At 65.1% G+C, this 15,923-nt stretch carries 17 protein-coding genes; 7 read left to right on the top strand and 10 right to left on the bottom strand.

Features of this window, described 5'->3' with window-relative positions; translation table 11 throughout:
- Positions 1-7: 7 nt before the first annotated feature.
- Complete coding sequence (locus EN852_RS05350; protein ID WP_127875472.1) at positions 8-1,441, bottom strand: FAD-binding oxidoreductase; 1,434 nt, start codon at positions 1,439-1,441, stop codon at positions 8-10.
- A 19-nt stretch (positions 1,442-1,460) separates the two neighbouring features.
- Positions 1,461-2,423, bottom strand: a complete 963-nt coding sequence (locus tag EN852_RS05345) for an L-threonylcarbamoyladenylate synthase (RefSeq protein ID WP_127875473.1) — start codon at positions 2,421-2,423, stop codon at positions 1,461-1,463.
- Between the two features lie 173 nt (positions 2,424-2,596).
- Between EN852_RS05345 and EN852_RS05340 the strand changes: the two genes are divergently transcribed.
- Together EN852_RS05340 and EN852_RS05335 are read left to right on the top strand one after the other, a co-directional pair.
- On the top strand, positions 2,597-3,127 hold the full coding sequence (locus tag EN852_RS05340; RefSeq protein ID WP_127875474.1) for a hypothetical protein: 531 nt from the start codon (positions 2,597-2,599) through the stop codon (positions 3,125-3,127).
- A 100-nt stretch (positions 3,128-3,227) separates the two neighbouring features.
- The gene (locus EN852_RS05335; protein WP_127875475.1) at positions 3,228-3,617 is read left to right on the top strand and encodes a hypothetical protein; all 390 of its coding nucleotides are present in this window, start codon (positions 3,228-3,230) and stop codon (positions 3,615-3,617) included.
- Between the two features lie 97 nt (positions 3,618-3,714).
- On the opposite strand, the gene EN852_RS40760 is transcribed toward EN852_RS05335, so the two are convergent.
- Both EN852_RS40760 and glyS read right to left on the bottom strand, forming a co-directional pair.
- Positions 3,715-4,068 carry an ATPase gene (locus tag EN852_RS40760; RefSeq protein WP_189545728.1) on the bottom strand — a complete coding sequence of 118 codons (354 nt, stop codon included), beginning with the start codon at positions 4,066-4,068 and terminating at the stop codon, positions 3,715-3,717.
- A gap of 164 nt (positions 4,069-4,232) precedes the next feature.
- A complete protein-coding gene (gene glyS, locus EN852_RS05325; protein WP_127875476.1) occupies positions 4,233-6,527 on the bottom strand; it encodes a glycine--tRNA ligase subunit beta in 2,295 nt (764 codons plus the stop codon).
- A 250-nt stretch (positions 6,528-6,777) separates the two neighbouring features.
- Here glyS and EN852_RS40755 point away from each other — a divergent pair, with 250 nt between their 5' ends.
- The gene (locus EN852_RS40755; protein WP_189545726.1) at positions 6,778-6,954 is read left to right on the top strand and encodes a hypothetical protein; all 177 of its coding nucleotides are present in this window, start codon (positions 6,778-6,780) and stop codon (positions 6,952-6,954) included.
- Here the strand turns inward: EN852_RS40755 and EN852_RS05320 are convergent.
- A complete protein-coding gene (locus EN852_RS05320; RefSeq protein ID WP_189545745.1) occupies positions 6,951-7,874 on the bottom strand; it encodes a glycine--tRNA ligase subunit alpha in 924 nt (307 codons plus the stop codon). The two genes, EN852_RS40755 and EN852_RS05320, sit on opposite strands and share 4 nt — an antisense overlap.
- Positions 7,875-8,066: 192 nt before the next feature.
- Between EN852_RS05320 and EN852_RS05315 the strand changes: the two genes are divergently transcribed.
- The gene (locus tag EN852_RS05315) at positions 8,067-8,528 is read left to right on the top strand and encodes a GNAT family N-acetyltransferase (protein WP_127875478.1); all 462 of its coding nucleotides are present in this window, start codon (positions 8,067-8,069) and stop codon (positions 8,526-8,528) included.
- A gap of 51 nt (positions 8,529-8,579) precedes the next feature.
- Here the strand turns inward: EN852_RS05315 and EN852_RS05310 are convergent, their stop codons facing one another.
- From EN852_RS05310 to EN852_RS05290, 5 genes are all read right to left on the bottom strand, one after another.
- Entirely contained in the window at positions 8,580-10,355 is a 1,776-nt protein-coding gene (locus EN852_RS05310) for a tetratricopeptide repeat protein (protein ID WP_127875479.1), read from the bottom strand.
- Between the two features lie 194 nt (positions 10,356-10,549).
- Complete coding sequence (locus EN852_RS05305) at positions 10,550-10,966, bottom strand: DUF1284 domain-containing protein (RefSeq protein ID WP_127867033.1); 417 nt, start codon at positions 10,964-10,966, stop codon at positions 10,550-10,552.
- Positions 10,967-10,992: 26 nt separating this feature from the next.
- Complete coding sequence (locus tag EN852_RS05300; protein WP_127875480.1) at positions 10,993-11,583, bottom strand: biotin transporter BioY; 591 nt, start codon at positions 11,581-11,583, stop codon at positions 10,993-10,995.
- Positions 11,584-11,941: 358 nt separating this feature from the next.
- Entirely contained in the window at positions 11,942-12,607 is a 666-nt protein-coding gene (locus EN852_RS05295; protein WP_127229569.1) for a GntR family transcriptional regulator, read from the bottom strand.
- Positions 12,608-12,713: 106 nt separating this feature from the next.
- Positions 12,714-13,727, bottom strand: coding sequence for a polyprenyl synthetase family protein (locus EN852_RS05290; RefSeq protein WP_095816371.1), 1,014 nt, complete (start codon positions 13,725-13,727; stop codon positions 12,714-12,716).
- A 178-nt stretch (positions 13,728-13,905) separates the two neighbouring features.
- Between EN852_RS05290 and EN852_RS05285 the strand changes: the two genes are divergently transcribed.
- From EN852_RS05285 to EN852_RS05275, 3 genes are all read left to right on the top strand, one after another.
- Positions 13,906-14,130, top strand: a complete 225-nt coding sequence (locus EN852_RS05285; RefSeq protein ID WP_127875481.1) for a DUF2007 domain-containing protein — start codon at positions 13,906-13,908, stop codon at positions 14,128-14,130.
- Entirely contained in the window at positions 14,130-14,921 is a 792-nt protein-coding gene (locus EN852_RS05280) for a methyltransferase (protein ID WP_127875482.1), read from the top strand. The genes EN852_RS05285 and EN852_RS05280 overlap by 1 nt, the downstream gene beginning before the upstream one ends.
- 138 nt (positions 14,922-15,059) lie before the next feature.
- Positions 15,060-15,917, top strand: a complete 858-nt coding sequence (locus tag EN852_RS05275) for a S49 family peptidase (RefSeq protein WP_127867029.1) — start codon at positions 15,060-15,062, stop codon at positions 15,915-15,917.
- Positions 15,918-15,923: the final 6 nt, after the last annotated feature.

The following is a 15,923-nucleotide window of genomic DNA, read 5'->3' as shown; positions in this document are numbered from 1 at the left end:
GGAAGGATCAGATAACCTTACCGGGGTTCATGATGCCGGCCGGATCGAAGGCGGCCTTCACGCGGCGCATCAGGTCGATGGCCATCGGCGGCGCCGTGGCGATGAGCTCGTCGCGCTTCAACTGACCGATGCCGTGCTCGGCCGAGATCGAGCCATGGAAGGAGCGCACGACATCGTGCACGGCCTTGTTCATCGGATGGTAGAGCTCGAGGAACGGCTCGTCCTGCCAGTCCACGGGGCGCGAGATGTTGTAGTGCAGATTGCCGTCGCCCATGTGGCCGAAGCAGACCACGCGCGCGCCGGGGCAGACGGTCTCCACCACGCCGGCCGCCTTTTCGATGAAGTCGGGGATCGAGGCGATCGGCACGGAGATATCGTGCTTGATCGAGGCGCCCTCCGGCTTCTGGCATTCAGGGAGCGTCTCGCGGAAATTCCAGAAGGCGTCGCCCTGGGCCAGGCTTGCCGACACCACCGCGTCGCCGACGATGCCTTGCTCGAGGCCGGATGACAGGATCTCCTCGATCAGCGCCTTGCCGTCCTCTTCGGAGCGTCCGGACGAAACCTGCATCAGCACATACCACGGCCAGTCGTCGGCCAGCGGCCGGGTGATGCCTTGCCCGTGCTTCAACGTAAAATCATAAGGCCTTCTGGCGATCAATTCGAAAGCGGTGAGCGAGGCGCCGGCCCTATCCATCGCCAAGGTGAACAGCGAAAGCGCGTCCTTAGGGGACGATGGCAGGCCGGCAAAGGCGACCTCCCTGCCCTTCGGTTTCGGGAACAGTTTCATGACCGCGGCGGTGATGACGCCGAGCGTGCCCTCGGCGCCGACGAAGAGGTTCTTCAGATCGTAGCCGGTGTTGTCCTTCTTCAATTTGCGCAAATCGTCGAAGACCTCGCCGGTCGGCAGCACCACTTCGACGCCGAGGCAAAGCTCGCGCGCATTGCCATAGACGAGCACGCCGGTGCCGCCGGCATTCGAGGAAAGGTTGCCGCCGATCTGGCAGGAGCCTTGCGCGGCGAGCGACAGCGGAAACAGCCGGTCGGCGGCGTCGGCGGCTTCCTGCAGCGTCTGCAGGATGACGCCGGCCTCGACGGTCACGGTATTCGACAGGACATCGATCTCGCGGATGCGGTTCAACCGCGACAGCGACAGCACGATGTCGTGGCCGGATTTGTCCGGCACCTGGGCGCCGACCAAGCCGGTGTTGCCGCTCTGCGGCACGATCGGCGTGCCGGTCTCGGTGGCAAGCCGCATGATGCGGCTCACTTCCTCGACGCTACCCGGCCTCAGCACCAGCGATGTGCGGCCATGCCAAAGGCCGCGCCGCTCGGTGATGTAAGGCGCGATGTCGGCCTGATCGCGCAGCGCATATTTGTCGCCGACGATCGCCGCGAAGCGGTCGATGACGGCGGGGTCGAGATCGAAGGGCTGATCATTCATGAATTGAAACCTATGGCGATCAGCCGGTCTTGTCACGCGGTGCGGCGGCCCGCGCGAGCCGATCGTTGATCGCCTCGCCCAGGCCCTCGAAAGGGATAGGCTCGACAGCGATGGTCCTGGCGCCGCTGCGGTCGAGCGCCTGCATGAAGGCGAAGAGGTTGCTGGCCGCCTCGCGCAGATCGCCTCTCTCGGAAAGATTGCGCAGCGCCATGGCCTGTTCCCAGCCTGCGGCGCGTTTGCCGCCGAAAGCGAGCAGCGCCTCGCCTTCGGCGACCTTGTCGACATTGAGCCGCATCGCCGCGCCCGGCGCATAATGCGAGGCAAGCATGCCGGGCGCTTCGATGCCGGCAGCGCCGCGCGACAGTTTCGCGCCGGCCACCGCCTCGATCTCCTCGGCGCCGATGCCGCCTGGCCTTAGCAGCCGCAATTTGCCGTGCTCGACCTTGAGAATGGTCGATTCCAGGCCGACGGGCGTCGCGCCGCCATCGACGACCAGTTTGATCCTGTCGCCGAGATCGGCGGCCACCGCTTGCGCCGTCGTGCCGGAAATCCTGCCGGAGGGATTGGCGCTCGGAGCCGCGAGCGGCCGGCCAAGCCGCGCGATCAGCTCGCCGCCGAACCCGCGCGGCATGCGCAGCGCGATCGTGTCCAGCCCGGCGGTGACCAGCGGATGGATGCCGTTGACCGCACGCTGCGGCAGCACCAGCGTCAGCGGACCGGGCCAGAAGGCTTCGGCCAGTCTTGCCGAGAGGGGATCGAAGCCGGCGATGCGGTCGGCCATGGCGCGATCGGCGACATGGGCGATCAGCGGGTTGAAGCGCGGCCGGCCCTTGGCCTCGAAAATACGCGCCACGGCAACACCGTTGGTGGCATCGCCTGCCAGGCCGTAAACCGTCTCGGTCGGAATGGCGACGACATCGCCGCCTTCGAGCAGCGCCAATGCCTGCTCCATAGCCTCACCGACCGTCAGTATCTCAGCCAAATTTGCCACCAGTCTCAAACATGCCGGTCCCGTAATACGGCGGCTTCTATCGGGCAAGGGCGGACATTGGCGATTTATCAATCCCTAAAATGTTAAGTTTCCGCGCAAGCCGGCTTCAATTTGCCGGCCTTAAGGTGCGGGCCGGTGTGGTTGCGGGCTGGGGAGTTTTTGTGATGCGTTTGCTCGGAGCGTTCGGCATCGGCCTTTTGGCAATGAACGGCGTGGCGCATGCTTCGTCAATCCTCGTCCTTGGCGTCTCGACCTCGACGCCTTCGGTGGTCAAGTTGGACGCGATCGATCCGGCCAAGCTGTCGGCGCTCTCCGCGCCATCGGTGATTGCGTTCGGCGACCCAATGCCCGCCGTCACCGACGAAAAGGTTGCGGCCATTCCCGAAAAGTCCGGGCATGAGTCGGCGCCGATGATCATCCGCGGCGGCATTGTCGGCGGCGCCTTCGCAACGCCCGCGGCGACCGCGTCGGCCAAGCCCGCAACACCGGCAACCGCAGCCACCACGCCTGCGGCCACCCCGCCGGCAAACGGCACTTCGACGGCAACGCCGCCGAACGGCACGGCCTCCGCTTCGAAGGGCAACGACAAGGCCGGCAGCCAGCCGACCGCGACGGCCAATGCGTCGGGCGGAGCGCAGCCACAGGCGCAGCCGCAGGATGCCCAGCCGCTGCCGCGCGTCGGCAAGGCGATGTAGATCACACTGGACACCACCTCGATGTGCTAGGCGCTTGGCATTGTCCGATTCCCGTCATCGGGATCGGGCACGATGGCACTGGCATTTCAAAGGGGGTTCCATGACTGTTTCGAAAGCGATGGCCGTTGCCGGGTTGGTAGCGGCGACGATACTCGGCGCGGGTTCGGCGCGGGCCGACGACATGCTCGGCTCTTATGTCGCGCGGATTTCCGACCGTGATCATCGCGCCAGCGACGGCTATCCGCTGAGCAGCGCGGCGCAGATGGTCAGACAGGACCGCGCCAACTGGCACAAATTCCACCGGCGCGACAGCGACGACCAGGGCGATCCCTGGTTCCGCAGCGACGGCTCGCGCGTCGACCTGCAGCGCATGCTGGAACGCGGCGGCGCCATGAGCAGCGCCACAAGGCGCGCCATCGTCAACGGCGAACCGCTGATCGAGGTGGATGTCTATTCCGACAGCGTGCGGGTCAGCATCGTGGAAGATTGAGGCGTAAATCTTCCTGGAAGACTGACGAGGCAAGCCTGACGAAAAAGGGGCGGCGCGCGACGCGCCGCCCCTTCGTTCTTCACAGACAGGGGACGGCTCAGGCCGCTTCTTCCTTGTCGTCATCGTCCGACTCGTCGGCGTCGTCTTCGTCCTCGTCGCCATCTTCATCCTCGTCGGACTTATCGTCGCCCGAGGCCTTGGCTTCTTCGTCTTCGTCTTCGTCTTCTTCGTCGTCATCTTCATCCTCGTCATCCGACTCGTCGTCAGCCGAGGCAGTGGTTTCCTCATCAGCGTCTTCGTCGCTGTCTTCGTCCTCGTCGTCTTCGGACAGGTCAGCGGCTTCGACCGATGCGGCGGCAGCGTGGTCGAGTATGTCGTCGGAAGCGGATCCGATGGCCTCGGCGGCGGCCGGGATCTCTTCAATCAGGTCGATATCGTCAACGGAATTCATGGCATGCCTCGGTGGTTTGGGAACGTATCTTTGTCCCACGCGGAGGTCATCGCCATATGACTGTAAGCCGGCTCCGGCGGATTAAATTTCGGACGCCGAATTGTTCTGATCTACCCGCATCCTAGCAGACGCGGGTAGATCTCGACGGTTCGATTCCTGCGCCGTCAGCCGACGATCTTTGAAAAATCCGCGACCTGATCGGTGGCGGCGCGGATGCGGGCGAGCAGGGCCAGGCGGTTGGCGCGCACGGCCTGGTCCTCATCATTCACGAGAACGCCCTCAAAGAATGAATCAACCGGTTCGCGCAACACGCTAAGCGCCAGCATGGCGGCGGAAAAATCTTCGTTTTGAATTGCTTGGCCGGCTTCCTTCTCGGCCTGATTCACCGCGGCATAGAGCTTCTTTTCCGCGCCGTCGCGGAACAATGCCGGCTCAACGGTCTCGGCGACCAGCGTTTTCTTCTTCTCTTCCGCCGCCAGGATGTTGGCCGCACGCTTGGTGCCGGCGAGCAGGTTCTTGCCCTCCTCGGTATCGAGCAAGGAGCCGAGCGCCTCGACGCGGCGCACGATCTGCAGCAGGTCGTCGTTCGGCGATTGGCTGATCTCCCCCCTTGTGAGGGAGATGCCCGGCAGGGAGGGGGGCGCGACAGAATGAGAGGCCGGCGGGACAGCGCCCCCCTCTGTCGGCTTCGCCGACATCTCCCCCACGAGGGGGGAGATTGGGCGCGAGCCCGCTGACAGCACGGCATCGATCAAGTCATGCCGTGCACCGCTTTCACGCAGATAGACTTTCAGGCGATCGTGGAAGAAGGCGAGGAGGTCGGACGACTGATCCGCGCCGCCTTTGAAGTTTGCAAAGGCCTTGGCGAAAACAGACGTTAGCGCCAGACGAATCCGGTTCTCGATGAGGATCCTAACCACCCCAAGCGCTGCTCGGCGGAGAGCGAACGGGTCCTTGCTGCCGGTGGGCTTTTCATCGATCGCCCAGAAGCCGGTCAACGTATCGAGCTTGTCGGCAAGCGCAACAGCTACCGATACCGGATCGGTCGGCACGCGGTCGGACGGGCCTTGCGGCTTGTAGTGTTCCTCCGCGGCTGCGGCCACGGATGCATGCTCGCCCTGCAGGATGGCGTATTTGCGGCCCATGGCGCCCTGCAATTCAGGGAACTCGCCGACCACCTCGGTCTGCAGATCGGCCTTGGCGAGCACGGTCGCGCGAGCGACCAGCGCGGCATCGGCGCCGACGGCCGGCGCCAGTTCCTCGGCCAGCCGCTTGATACGCTCCACCCGCTGCCCCTGCGTGCCGAGCTTGGCGTGGAAGGTCACGTTGAGGTGGTCGAGGCGCGCCATGCGCTGGTCGAGCGGCTTCTTCAGATCCAGGTCGAACTTCGCCGCCGAATCCACGAGCTGGTCGAGGTCGGGCAGATCGCCCTGGTCGGTCTTCCAGAAATAGAGCGCGTCGGACAAGCGCGCCCTGACCACCTTGCCGTTGCCGTAGGCGATCTCCTTGCCGCCGTCGGTCGCCTCGATGTTGGCGACCAGGATGAAGCGATTGGACAGATCGTCGGACGCGCCCTGCGGCCGGGTAACGAAGCATTTCTGGTTGGCGCGGATGGTGAGGCGGATGACCTCGCCCGGAATGGTGAGGAAATCCTGCTCGAACTCGCCCATCAGCACCACCGGCCATTCGACCAGGCCGGAGACTTCTTCCAGCAGGCCCTCGTCCTCGACCAAGTCGAGCCCGTTGGCGAAGGCGATGTTGCGGGCGTCGTGAAGGATGATCTCCTTGCGCCGGTCGGCATCGAGCACGACCTTGGCCGCTTCGAGCTTCGCCACATAGTCGTCGAAGCGGCGCACCGTGATCGGGCCCGGCGCGTGGAAGCGGTGGCCATAGGTAACGTTGCCGGCGCGGATGCCGTCGATCTCGAAATCGACCACCACCGGCTCCTCGGTCTCGGGGCCGAAGGTGCAGATGATAGACTGCAGCGGCCGCACCCAGCGCAGCGAGCCGGGTTTCGCCGAGGCCGGCCCCCAGCGCATCGACTTCGGCCAGGGGAAGCTCTTTATGATGGCCGGCACCAGCTCGGCGATGATCTCTTCGGCGGCCCTGCCCGGCTTCGCGATATGGGCGACATAGAAGTCGCCCTTCTTCGGGTCGGAATGGACATGCGCCTCGGCGATCGATGACAGCCCGGCCTTGCGTAGGAAACCCTGCACCGCCTGCTCGGGCGCCGTGGTCGAGGGTCCCTTGATCTCCTCACGAATGTCCTTCGAGCGCGCCGTCAGGCCGCGGATGTCGAGCGCAAGGCGCCGCGGCGTCCAATAATCGCGCGCCGCCTCATAGGTGAGACCCGCCTCGACCAGACCGTCTGTCAGCATCTTCCTGAGGTCGCCGGCAGCCTTGCGCTGCATGCGGGCGGGAATCTCTTCCGAGCGAAGTTCTAGAAGCAGGTCAGGCATGATTAAGCTCCCACCCTCCCCTTGATGGGGAGGGCCGGCGCGTCAGCGCCGTAATGAATGGGCGGGAAATAGCAACTCGGCCGCCCGCTGTCACCCGCTAGCAGATCGCCTCTTTCATCGATTTCGCGGAATTTTCAGCCCGCTGTCGGGACGGCGCGGGGTCGCCCGTCCTTGGAGCAGACCTTCCCATGAACCGAATGCAGCGCTGAAGCGACACACGCTCAGGCAGAGACCTATTGGCTGAACGACGATGAAAACGGCATCGAGAACCCTCCAGATCCTGGCGCTCAGCGCCTGCTTCGCCGCCCAGATGCATGGCGTGATCACGATGCCGGGTGTGAGGCAGGCCATGCGTACGATGGACGGCGCAACGGTGCAGACCGTGTTGCCGGTCGCTGCCGAGACCGTGAAAACCGCAGCGGCTTAAGCCGCCGCCAGCCCGCCCACCCGCGTCTTGAGGAACGCCTCGCCGCAGGCCTTGGCCAGGTTGCGCACGCGCAGGATATAGCTTTGCCGCTCGGTGACCGAGATCACGCCGCGCGCGTCGAGCAGGTTGAAGACGTGGCTTGCCTTGATGCACTGGTCGTAGGCCGGAAAGACCATGCGGTGCATGGCCAGATTGTCGCTCGGCTTCGGCGTGCCGGCGTCGAGCAGCGCCTTGCACTCTGCCTCGGCGTCCTCGAAGTGCCTCAGCAGCATCGCGGTGTTGGCGAATTCGAAATTGTGGCGCGAATATTCCTGCTCGGCCTGCAGGAAGACATCGCCGTAGGTGACCTTTTCGGCCCCCTCGCGGCCGTTGAAGTTCAGGTCGTAGACATTGTCGACGCCCTGCACATACATGGCGAGCCGCTCCAGCCCGTAGGTCAGTTCACCCGCCACCGGCGCGCATTCGATGCCGCAGACCTGCTGGAAATAGGTGAACTGCGAGACTTCCATGCCGTCGCACCAGCACTCCCAGCCGAGCCCCCAGGCGCCAAGCGTGGGGCTTTCCCAGTCGTCCTCGACGAAGCGGATGTCATGCAGCAGCGGATCGACGCCGATCGCTTCCAGCGAGCCGAGATAGAGCTCCTGCAGGTTCGGCGGATTGGGCTTCAGGATCACCTGGTACTGGTAATAATGCTGCAGGCGGTTGGGGTTCTCGCCATAGCGGCCGTCCTTGGGCCGGCGCGAGGGCTGCACGTAGGCGGCGTTCCAGCGCAGCGGACCCAGCGCGCGCAAGGTGGTTGCCGGATGGAATGTGCCGGCGCCGACTTCCATGTCGTAAGGCTGCAGGATGAGGCAACCATAGTCGGCCCAGTAATTGTGCAAGGTCAGGATCAGCCCCTGGAAGGAGCGGCTGGGATGCATATGAGCGGGGATTTCGATGGTCACGGCGGCCTCGGCAAGCGCAGGATGACGCTTCCCTAGTTGCCGGGCCGGCAAGCGTCAAGGCAGTGGCTCACATCCGGCAAGGCGGAAAGCTTTGCGGCAGGCTGGCCCATTGCCGTCGAGCGTGGGTCGCCGTTTGCTCCGTTCCACGTCAACGACAGAGGTTTCGCCATGTCCGGTCAACTTACCGTCCGCCCCGTCACAAGGCAGGACTACGAGCAGTGGCTGCCGCTATGGGACGGCTACAACGCGTTTTACGGTCGCTCCGGCCCGACGGCGCTTGCCGGCGAGATCACGCAGATGACCTGGTCGCGTTTCTTCGACGCCTATGAGCCGATGCATGCGCTGGTGGCCGAGCGCGAGGGCAACCTGCTCGGCCTCGTCCACTATCTCTACCATCGCTCGACGACATCGATCGCGCCGAGCTGCTATCTGCAGGATCTCTTCACGACGCAGGCCGCGCGCGGCCAGGGCGTCGGCCGGGCGCTGATCGAAGGCGTCTATGACCGTGCCGGCCGAGCGGGCGCGAACCGTGTCTACTGGCTGACGCATGAGACGAACCACACGGCGATGCAGCTCTACGACAAGGTCGGCGAGAAGTCCGGGTTCGTCGTCTACAGAAAGATGTTCTGAAAATGCCGCGAGGCCCCGAAAGGCCCCGCCAGAAGATCAATAGCGCAACACTCAGCCCTTCGGCGCGGGCGTCGGGTCCGGCTTCACCTTCGGGGTTTCCTGCGCGGTGTTGGATTCGATCGGCGGCAGCCCCTTGAGCAGCTTCTGCTGCAGGGTAGCGAGCACATCCGGATCCGGCTTCAGGTCGCGCGCCTGGGTCCACTGATAGGTGGCCTCGAGCTTGCGGCCGACGCGCCAGTAGGCGTCGCCCAGATGGTCGTTGAGGACCGGATCCTCCGGCTTCAGCGACACGGCGCGCTCCATCTCGCGCACGGCGTCGTCGAAGCGGCCCAGACGGAAATAGGCCCAGCCCAGCGAATCGACGATGTAGCCGTCGTTAGGCCTGAGATCCACGGCCTTCTGGATCATCGCCAGGCCTTCCTTGAGGTTCATGTTCATGTCGACCCAGGAATAGCCGAGATAGTTCATGACCTGCGGCTGGTCGGGCTGCAGCTCCAGCGCCTTGCGGAAATTGGGCTCGGCCTTCGGCCATTCCTTCAGCCGCTCATAGGCGATGCCGCGCTGGTAAAAGATGTTCCAGTTGGCGGCGGTCGGCGTCTTCAGCTGCTCGACGGCCTTGTCGTAGAGATTGGCGGCCGAGCGGAAATCTTCCTTCGAGCCATAGACGCCGCCGAGCGCCAGATAGGCGCGCATGTCGTCCGGGTGCTTGTCGAGATAGGCCTTGAGGTGGGAAATCGCCTCGTCATGCTTGTCGAGATCGGCAAGGTTGAGGCCGATCTGCAGGTCGGAGAGCTCTTTCAGCGGCGAGGATTCCGGAATGCGACGGTAGAGCGCGACCGCGCCCTCGCCGTCCTTCAGCTGCTCGGCAACGGCGGCAAGCTGCACCAGCGCGGCGTCGCTGTCCGGCTTCAGCGCCAGCGCGTATTGCAGGTAAAGTCGCACGAAAGGCTCGCCGCCACCGCGGTTGAGCGCAGTGGCGAGGTCGAGCAGGATTTCGGACGCGCCGTCGGCCGGGCTGGCGACCAGCGGCTCGATCTTGTCGCCCTTGGCGATGCGGTCGCGCAGCGTGGTGATCTCGAGCTTGCCCGGGGCGAAGGCCTCGGCCTGGTTCAACACCGCCTCAGCCTTCGACTTGTCGCCCTTGCGGGCGAGAAAGGAGGCATAGGCCTGGGCATTGCGCATCCAGGTTTCGGGCGCGGAGCCGCCGGCCGCGGTGTCGGCCAAGGTAGCGGCGTAGATCGCATCGGCCTTGTCGTTCAGGCCGGCGGCATCGGCGATCAGCGCGCGGTGGAACGACTTGAACAGGCCGAACCAATCGGGGCCTTGCAGCTTGTCGATGGCATCCATGGCCTCGGACGCATTGCCGGCACCCTGCTTGGCCCAGCCATCCATGACGCCGGAGAGCAACCGGTCGAGGTCGGATTCGAGCGACAGCTTCAGCCAGTACTGCGCCTTGGCGTAGTCCTTCTTGTGGAAGGAATCGACCGCCAGCGCCAGGCGCGAGAAGCGCTCGACATCGGGCACTTCCTTCAGCTTGTCGGCATAGACCAGCGATTCCTCGAAACGGCCCTGGGAGACCAGCGCCAGCATCAGGCTCTGCTGCAGGTCCTTGTCGTCGGGGGCAAAGGCCAGCGCCTGCTTGTAATAGGCGATCGCGTCGTCGAGGTCGTTGTCGCTTTCGGCGATATGGGCCGCAAGATAGGCGCCCGAGAAAGACGTGATCTGCAGCGGTTTGGCTTCTTCCTTGGCCTGGACCGGCAGCACCCAAAGCGCCACTCCGGTCAAAAATGCCAGCCTCGTCAGCCAGCGCGCACGTCCTTGCCGCATCGTATCCCTTTCAGCCAGATGCGATCCCGCCCTTGGAGGACCGCCCCACAGACTCGAACTTTTCCGGTCAAAGCATGGCCTTTTTGCGGTCAGGCTTCAATCGGCAAGCGAATCACAATCCAATCATCCCGCTTAACAAACGATGCCAGTCAGCGAAAATATGGGGATCGGCGGCTGAATTTCGACATATCCGCTTAAATGCGTGTTCCGCGAAAGCCGCCCGCCGCGACCGTGCCGCACAGCTCGAACCACTCGCAGCCCGGGCACGCCTTGCGCGTCAGGCCGGATGAAAAGGCCTCGCGCATCCGCGCCAGCGTCGAGGTATTGAGCTCGAGCCTGGCGCCGGCCGGGAGCGGCCGGCCAAGGAGATCGGCGACGTCCTGCGCCGCGACGGCGTCCCGCCCGGCGGCGCTTTCACCCAGGCAGTGCGGCTCCGACTCATTCAGCAGCGGGACGCAGATGTCGTCCGGGCCGGAAACGATCAAAATATCCTCGCCGCCGGCCAGGCGCTTCACCACCACGTTGTAGTTGGCGGTGAAGGCCGGCGAGTAGCCCTTGCCGACATAGGTCAGCAGGCAAAGCAGATGATGGGCGCGGAGCCTGACGGTCATCTGGGTTCGATCATCCGCCCGGCTGCTTACCGGGAATCGGCCGGCCTATTGCCCGAAACCAGCTTCAGCGTCGCCGCGCCCAGCGCCGACTTGAGCAGACCGCCGACGATGAAGGGCAGGAAGCCGAAGGTGATGGCTTTCTCGGCGCCGATCATGACGGCAAGCCATGCTGTGCCCAGAACCAGGCAGAGCAGGTTGCCGATGAGCATGGCGGCGAAGGCAAGCATGACGCGGTTGCCGTTCCAGCCGCGCTCGGCCAGCCAGCCGACGACGGCGCCGACGACCGGGAAAGCGAAGAGGTAGCCGCCGGTCGGACCGACAAAATGCTGCACACCGGCGGCACCGCCCGCCAGCACCGGAAAGCCAGCCGCGCCTTCAACCAGCCAGGTGGCGATGGTGAGCGCGCCGAAGCGCCAGCCGTAAAGTGCGCCGACCAGCGTGACGGCGAAGGTCTGCATGGTCACCGGAACCGGCACCATCGGCACCTCGATGTAGGAGGACAGCGCCAGGAATAGCGAGCCAAGAACGACGGCGCCGATCCGCCAGGCGAGCGAACGGCTGTGCAGTCGCAGCGGGCTGAAGGAGGGCTTGTAGGTCGAAACGGTTGCGTTGGTCACGGTGTCTTCCCTGGCTTGTGTGAAATTATAGATAATTTCTTTGTTCGATCTATTATCGAATCCATATTTTCATGACAATGGCAAGCCCGCAGGTTCGTCATCCACGGGCGGAGCGGAAGCGAAGCGGACGCGGAGACCCGAGGATCCATTCCGTGACCTTGGCCGAATGGCAAAAGCGGCGCAGAACAGGGGTCGTTCTGCACCGCTGCAAAGCTTCGACGTAACGGCATGGATTCCAGGGTCTGCGCGCGTCGCTTCGCTCCTTGCTGCGCCCTGGAATGACGAAGCTGAGAGGCCTCGGCCAGTCGCTATCCGATGGTGGCGAGGCTGAGAGGCCCAGGCCAATCGCTGCAGTCCACTACCCGACGATAGCGAAGGCGTCGCGGGTTCTGCCGGAGGCGGTCTTGACCGGTTTCTGGCCGATCCATTGGACGTGGCGGCCGAGCGTCGCGGCGGCCGATTCGGTGTTGCCTTGCCTCAGCGCGCTCAGGATCGCGCGGTGGTCCTGGTCGGTGCGGATTTCCCACTCGGAACGCCAGGCCGCGAACAGGAAGCGCGCGCTCGCCGCATGCAGGTCGTCGATGGTGGAGAGCAGGCGCGGCATGTTGCAGGGCGCCAGGATCAGCCGGTGGAAGGTGCGGTTGGCCTCCTCCCAGGAGCGGACGTCGCGGGATTTGTCGCCGGCCTTGGTCGCCTCCTCGGCCTGGTCGAGGATCGACGCCGTCAGATGCGGCGCGGCATGGCGCAACGCCAGCACTTCGAGCGCGGCGCGCATCTCGGCCACTTCCCTGACCTCGCCGAGATCGAAGGAGGCGACGCGCACGCCGCGCCTAGGCTCGCTGATCGCCAACCCTTGCGCCTCAAGGCGGCGAAAAGCCTCGCGCACCGGGACGTGACTGGTGTTGAACTCCTCGGCGACATGGTCCTGGCGCAGCCGCGATCCGGGCTCGATCGCGCCCGAAATGATGCGGTCCGCCAGTTCCTTGCTGATGCGGACGGCGATCGTGTCTTCTGTGCTGGCCATGTTTTATAGATAATTTGCCGCGCCGCCCTTTGTCGAGACGGCCGGACCGGGATTCACAGGCGCCCTGCCCGGTGGATGCCAGGCAGGCGCAGGGAGCCAAGCAGGTTCAGTTGACGCGGCTGATGCAGAAATCGATGACGTCGATCAGCGCCGACTTCTGCGGCGTCGCTTCCAGCGGCGCCAGCGCATCGCGGGCGATCTCGCCGAAATGGCGCGCGCGGCCGATCGTGTCGGCGATGGCGCCATGGCGGGCCATCAGGCCGATCGCCTTTTCGAGCCCGGCATCGTCGGTGACGTTTTCCTCGATGGCGCGCTTCCAGAAGCTGCGCTCGGCCTTGGTGCCGCGCCGGTAGGCGAGGATCACCGGCAGCGTCACCTTGCCCTCGCGGAAATCGTCGCCGACATTCTTGCCGAGATCCTTGCTCGACCCGCCATAATCCAGCGCGTCGTCGATGAGCTGGAAGGCGAGGCCGAGATTCATGCCGTAGGAGCGCAATGCGGCGCGATCGGTGCGCGAGGCCTGGGCGATCACCGGCCCGACCTCGGCTGCGGCCGAAAACAGCGCCGCGGTCTTGGCCTTGATGACGGCGAAATGCTCGTCCTCGGTGGTGTCGAGGTTCTTGGCGGCGGCAAGCTGCATCACCTCCCCTTCGGCGATGATGGACGCGGCGGCCGACAGGATGTCCAACGCCTCCAGCGAACCGACCTCGACCATCATGCGGAACGCCTGGCCGAGCAGGAAATCGCCGACCAGAACGCTCGCCTGGTTGCCCCAGATCATACGCGCCGTCTTCTTGCCGCGGCGCAGCGCGCTCTCGTCGACCACGTCGTCATGCAGAAGCGTCGCCGTGTGCATGAACTCGACGGCGGTCGCGAGCTTGACATGGCCTTCGCCCGAATAGCCGAACATCTGCGCGGCGGCGAGCGTCAACATGGGGCGCAGGCGCTTGCCGCCGGAAGAGATCAGGTGGTTGGCGATCTCCGGGATCATCTCGACGTCGGAGCCGGCCTTGGACAGGATCAGTTCGTTGACGCGTCCCATGTCGGCGGCCGTCAGATCGATCAGATCCTTGATGGAAGCGGGTTCCCGCTTGCCTTCGATGTTGAGAACGACACCCACCACGACAACTCCCGTCTACATTGACGCGCACGAGCAGCGCGCACCCACGGCACCCTTGATCCCGCGCCGACTCTAGGGCGGCACAACCGGGCACGGCAAGAGGCGAATTGGCGCGCTCTGCCGACGCTGTGTTTACCCGCACGTTTACACGAACGCCGCAACCTGCGATTTTCGTTCGATGATCGAGCTTGTCCGCACCAATGACGCCGTCGTGATCTCCTTTGTCGAATCGCTGATGCGCGACGCCGGCATCGCCTGTTTCGTCGCCGACCAGAATATGAGCGTGCTCGAAGGGTCGATCGGCCTTTTGCAGAAGCGCGTCATGGTCGACGCCGAGAAGGCCGATGCGGCGCGCCGCATCCTCAAGGATGCCGGCATCGAAAACGAGATCCGCCAGAAATAATGGCTGCGACAACCGCCCCAGATACGCCGGCGCACACGGTCGATGCCTTCCATCGCGGACGTTTCTGGCTGGTGCAGCCGAGCCGGGGCGGTCATCGCGCCGGCATGGACGCCATGATGCTGGCGGCCGCCGTGCCGGCCGATTTTTCCGGGCGGCTCGCCGATTTCGGCGCCGGGGCTGGTGCTGCCGCCCTTGCCGTGCTCTCGCGCTGCCCGTCGGCCCAGGCCGTGCTCGTCGAGCGCTCCGCCGAAATGGCAGGGTTCGCCGCCGCCACGCTCTCGCATCCCGGCAATGCGCATCTCGGCGACCGCGCCTCGCTGCTGACGGCCGACGTGACGCTGACCGGCCGGGCACGAGTCGAAGCCGGACTGGCCGACAATTCCTTCGACTTCGTCATCATGAACCCGCCTTTCAACGCGGCGCAGGACCGCTCGACGCCCGACGCGCTGCGCCGGCAGGCGCATGTTGGCGAGGACGGGCTGTTCGAGCGCTGGATCAGGAGCGCCGCCGCCGTCGCCAGGCCGCGCGGCGGGCTGGCCGTCATCGCCCGGCCCGAACAGCTCGTCGCCATCCTCGATGCGATCGAGGGGCGCTTCGGCGATGCCGAATTGCTGTGCGTGCATCCGCGCCCGGACGCGGCGGCGATCCGCATCGTCGTCAGGGCGGTGCTCGGCGCGCGCGGGAAACTGTCGATCCGCCCGCCGCTCGCCCTGCACGGGCCATCCGGCAACGCGCCGAGCGAGCGGACGGAAATGATCAACAACGGCCTGGCATCGCTGTTCGGCGATTGAACCGTAGCCGGCGATGCAGCATTGCCGTTGGCCGGCGAATGCCTACATGGCAGGCAAGGTGACATCGCGCCCGAAAGACATTACCGACTTGCCTGATCTTACCCTGCTCCTTTGCATCTTGTCCGGAGATACCCGTTCGTGAAACGCCTTTTCAACCGCCTGCTGCCGAAATCCTGGCGCTCGACAGTCGTCACCATTCCGGTCATCCGGCTGCAGGGCGCCATCATGGCCGGCGGCGGCCAGTTCCGGCCGAGCCTGTCGCTCGCCTCGACGGCCGGCCTCATCGAAAAGGCGTTCGGCTTCGACGCGCCGGCGGTCGCCATCTCGATCAACTCGCCGGGCGGCTCGCCGGTGCAGTCGCGGCTGATCTTCAAGCGCATTCGCGACCTGGCGGCGGAGAAGAACAAGAAGGTGCTGGTCTTCGTCGAGGATGTGGCGGCTTCCGGCGGCTACATGATCGCGGTCGCCGGCGACGAGATCTTCGCCGACCCGTCCTCGATCGTCGGCTCGATCGGCGTGGTCTCGGCCTCCTTCGGCTTCCCCGAATTGATGAAGAAGATCGGCGTCGAGCGGCGCGTCCACACCGCCGGGCAGAACAAGGCGGTGCTCGATCCGTTCAAGCCCGAGAAGAAGGAGGACGTCGAGCGGCTGAAGGCGCTGCAGCTTGAAGTGCACGAGACTTTCATCGATCTCGTCAAGGAGCGGCGCGGCAGCAAGCTAAAAGACGACCCGGACCTGTTCACCGGCCTGTTCTGGACCGCCAAGCGAGGCCTCGAGCTCGGCCTTGTCGATGCGCTGGGCGACATGCGCAGCGTGCTCAAGACCCGTTTCGGCGACAAGACGCAGCTCAAGCTGATCACCGCGCCGCGCGGCCTGTTTGGCCGTTTCGGCCTGTTCGGCTCGCGCTTCTCGGCGCCCGATATCGCGCAGGCCGCGGCCGGCGGCATCCTCGATGCGGCGGAAGAGCGCGCGCTGTGGGCGCGCTTCGGGCTTTGAAAAAGC

The organism is Mesorhizobium sp. M2E.F.Ca.ET.209.01.1.1 (genome assembly GCF_004010375.2).
GTDB lineage: Bacteria > Pseudomonadota > Alphaproteobacteria > Rhizobiales > Rhizobiaceae > Mesorhizobium.
Note: the sequence above shows the minus strand (reverse complement) of the source record. Positions and strands in the feature narration are given on the sequence as shown.

Bases quoted from the DNA above. Each gene is read 5' to 3' on its own strand.
- EN852_RS05350 (WP_127875472.1), bottom strand. From the start codon at position 1,441: ATGAATGATCAGCCCTTCGATCTCGACCCCGCCGTCATCGACCGCTTC.
- EN852_RS05280 (WP_127875482.1), top strand. From the start codon at position 14,130: ATGGCTGCGACAACCGCCCCAGATACGCCGGCGCACACGGTCGATGCC.
- EN852_RS05305 (WP_127867033.1), bottom strand. From the start codon at position 10,966: ATGACCGTCAGGCTCCGCGCCCATCATCTGCTTTGCCTGCTGACCTAT.
- EN852_RS05335 (WP_127875475.1), top strand. From the start codon at position 3,228: ATGACTGTTTCGAAAGCGATGGCCGTTGCCGGGTTGGTAGCGGCGACG.
- EN852_RS05315 (WP_127875478.1), top strand. From the start codon at position 8,067: ATGTCCGGTCAACTTACCGTCCGCCCCGTCACAAGGCAGGACTACGAG.
- EN852_RS05295 (WP_127229569.1), bottom strand. From the start codon at position 12,607: ATGGCCAGCACAGAAGACACGATCGCCGTCCGCATCAGCAAGGAACTG.
- EN852_RS05285 (WP_127875481.1), top strand. From the start codon at position 13,906: ATGATCGAGCTTGTCCGCACCAATGACGCCGTCGTGATCTCCTTTGTC.
- EN852_RS05340 (WP_127875474.1), top strand. From the start codon at position 2,597: ATGCGTTTGCTCGGAGCGTTCGGCATCGGCCTTTTGGCAATGAACGGC.
- EN852_RS40760 (WP_189545728.1), bottom strand. From the start codon at position 4,068: ATGAATTCCGTTGACGATATCGACCTGATTGAAGAGATCCCGGCCGCC.
- EN852_RS05310 (WP_127875479.1), bottom strand. From the start codon at position 10,355: ATGCGGCAAGGACGTGCGCGCTGGCTGACGAGGCTGGCATTTTTGACC.
- glyS (WP_127875476.1), bottom strand. From the start codon at position 6,527: ATGCCTGACCTGCTTCTAGAACTTCGCTCGGAAGAGATTCCCGCCCGC.
- EN852_RS05320 (WP_189545745.1), bottom strand. From the start codon at position 7,874: ATGCATCCCAGCCGCTCCTTCCAGGGGCTGATCCTGACCTTGCACAAT.
- EN852_RS40755 (WP_189545726.1), top strand. From the start codon at position 6,778: ATGAAAACGGCATCGAGAACCCTCCAGATCCTGGCGCTCAGCGCCTGC.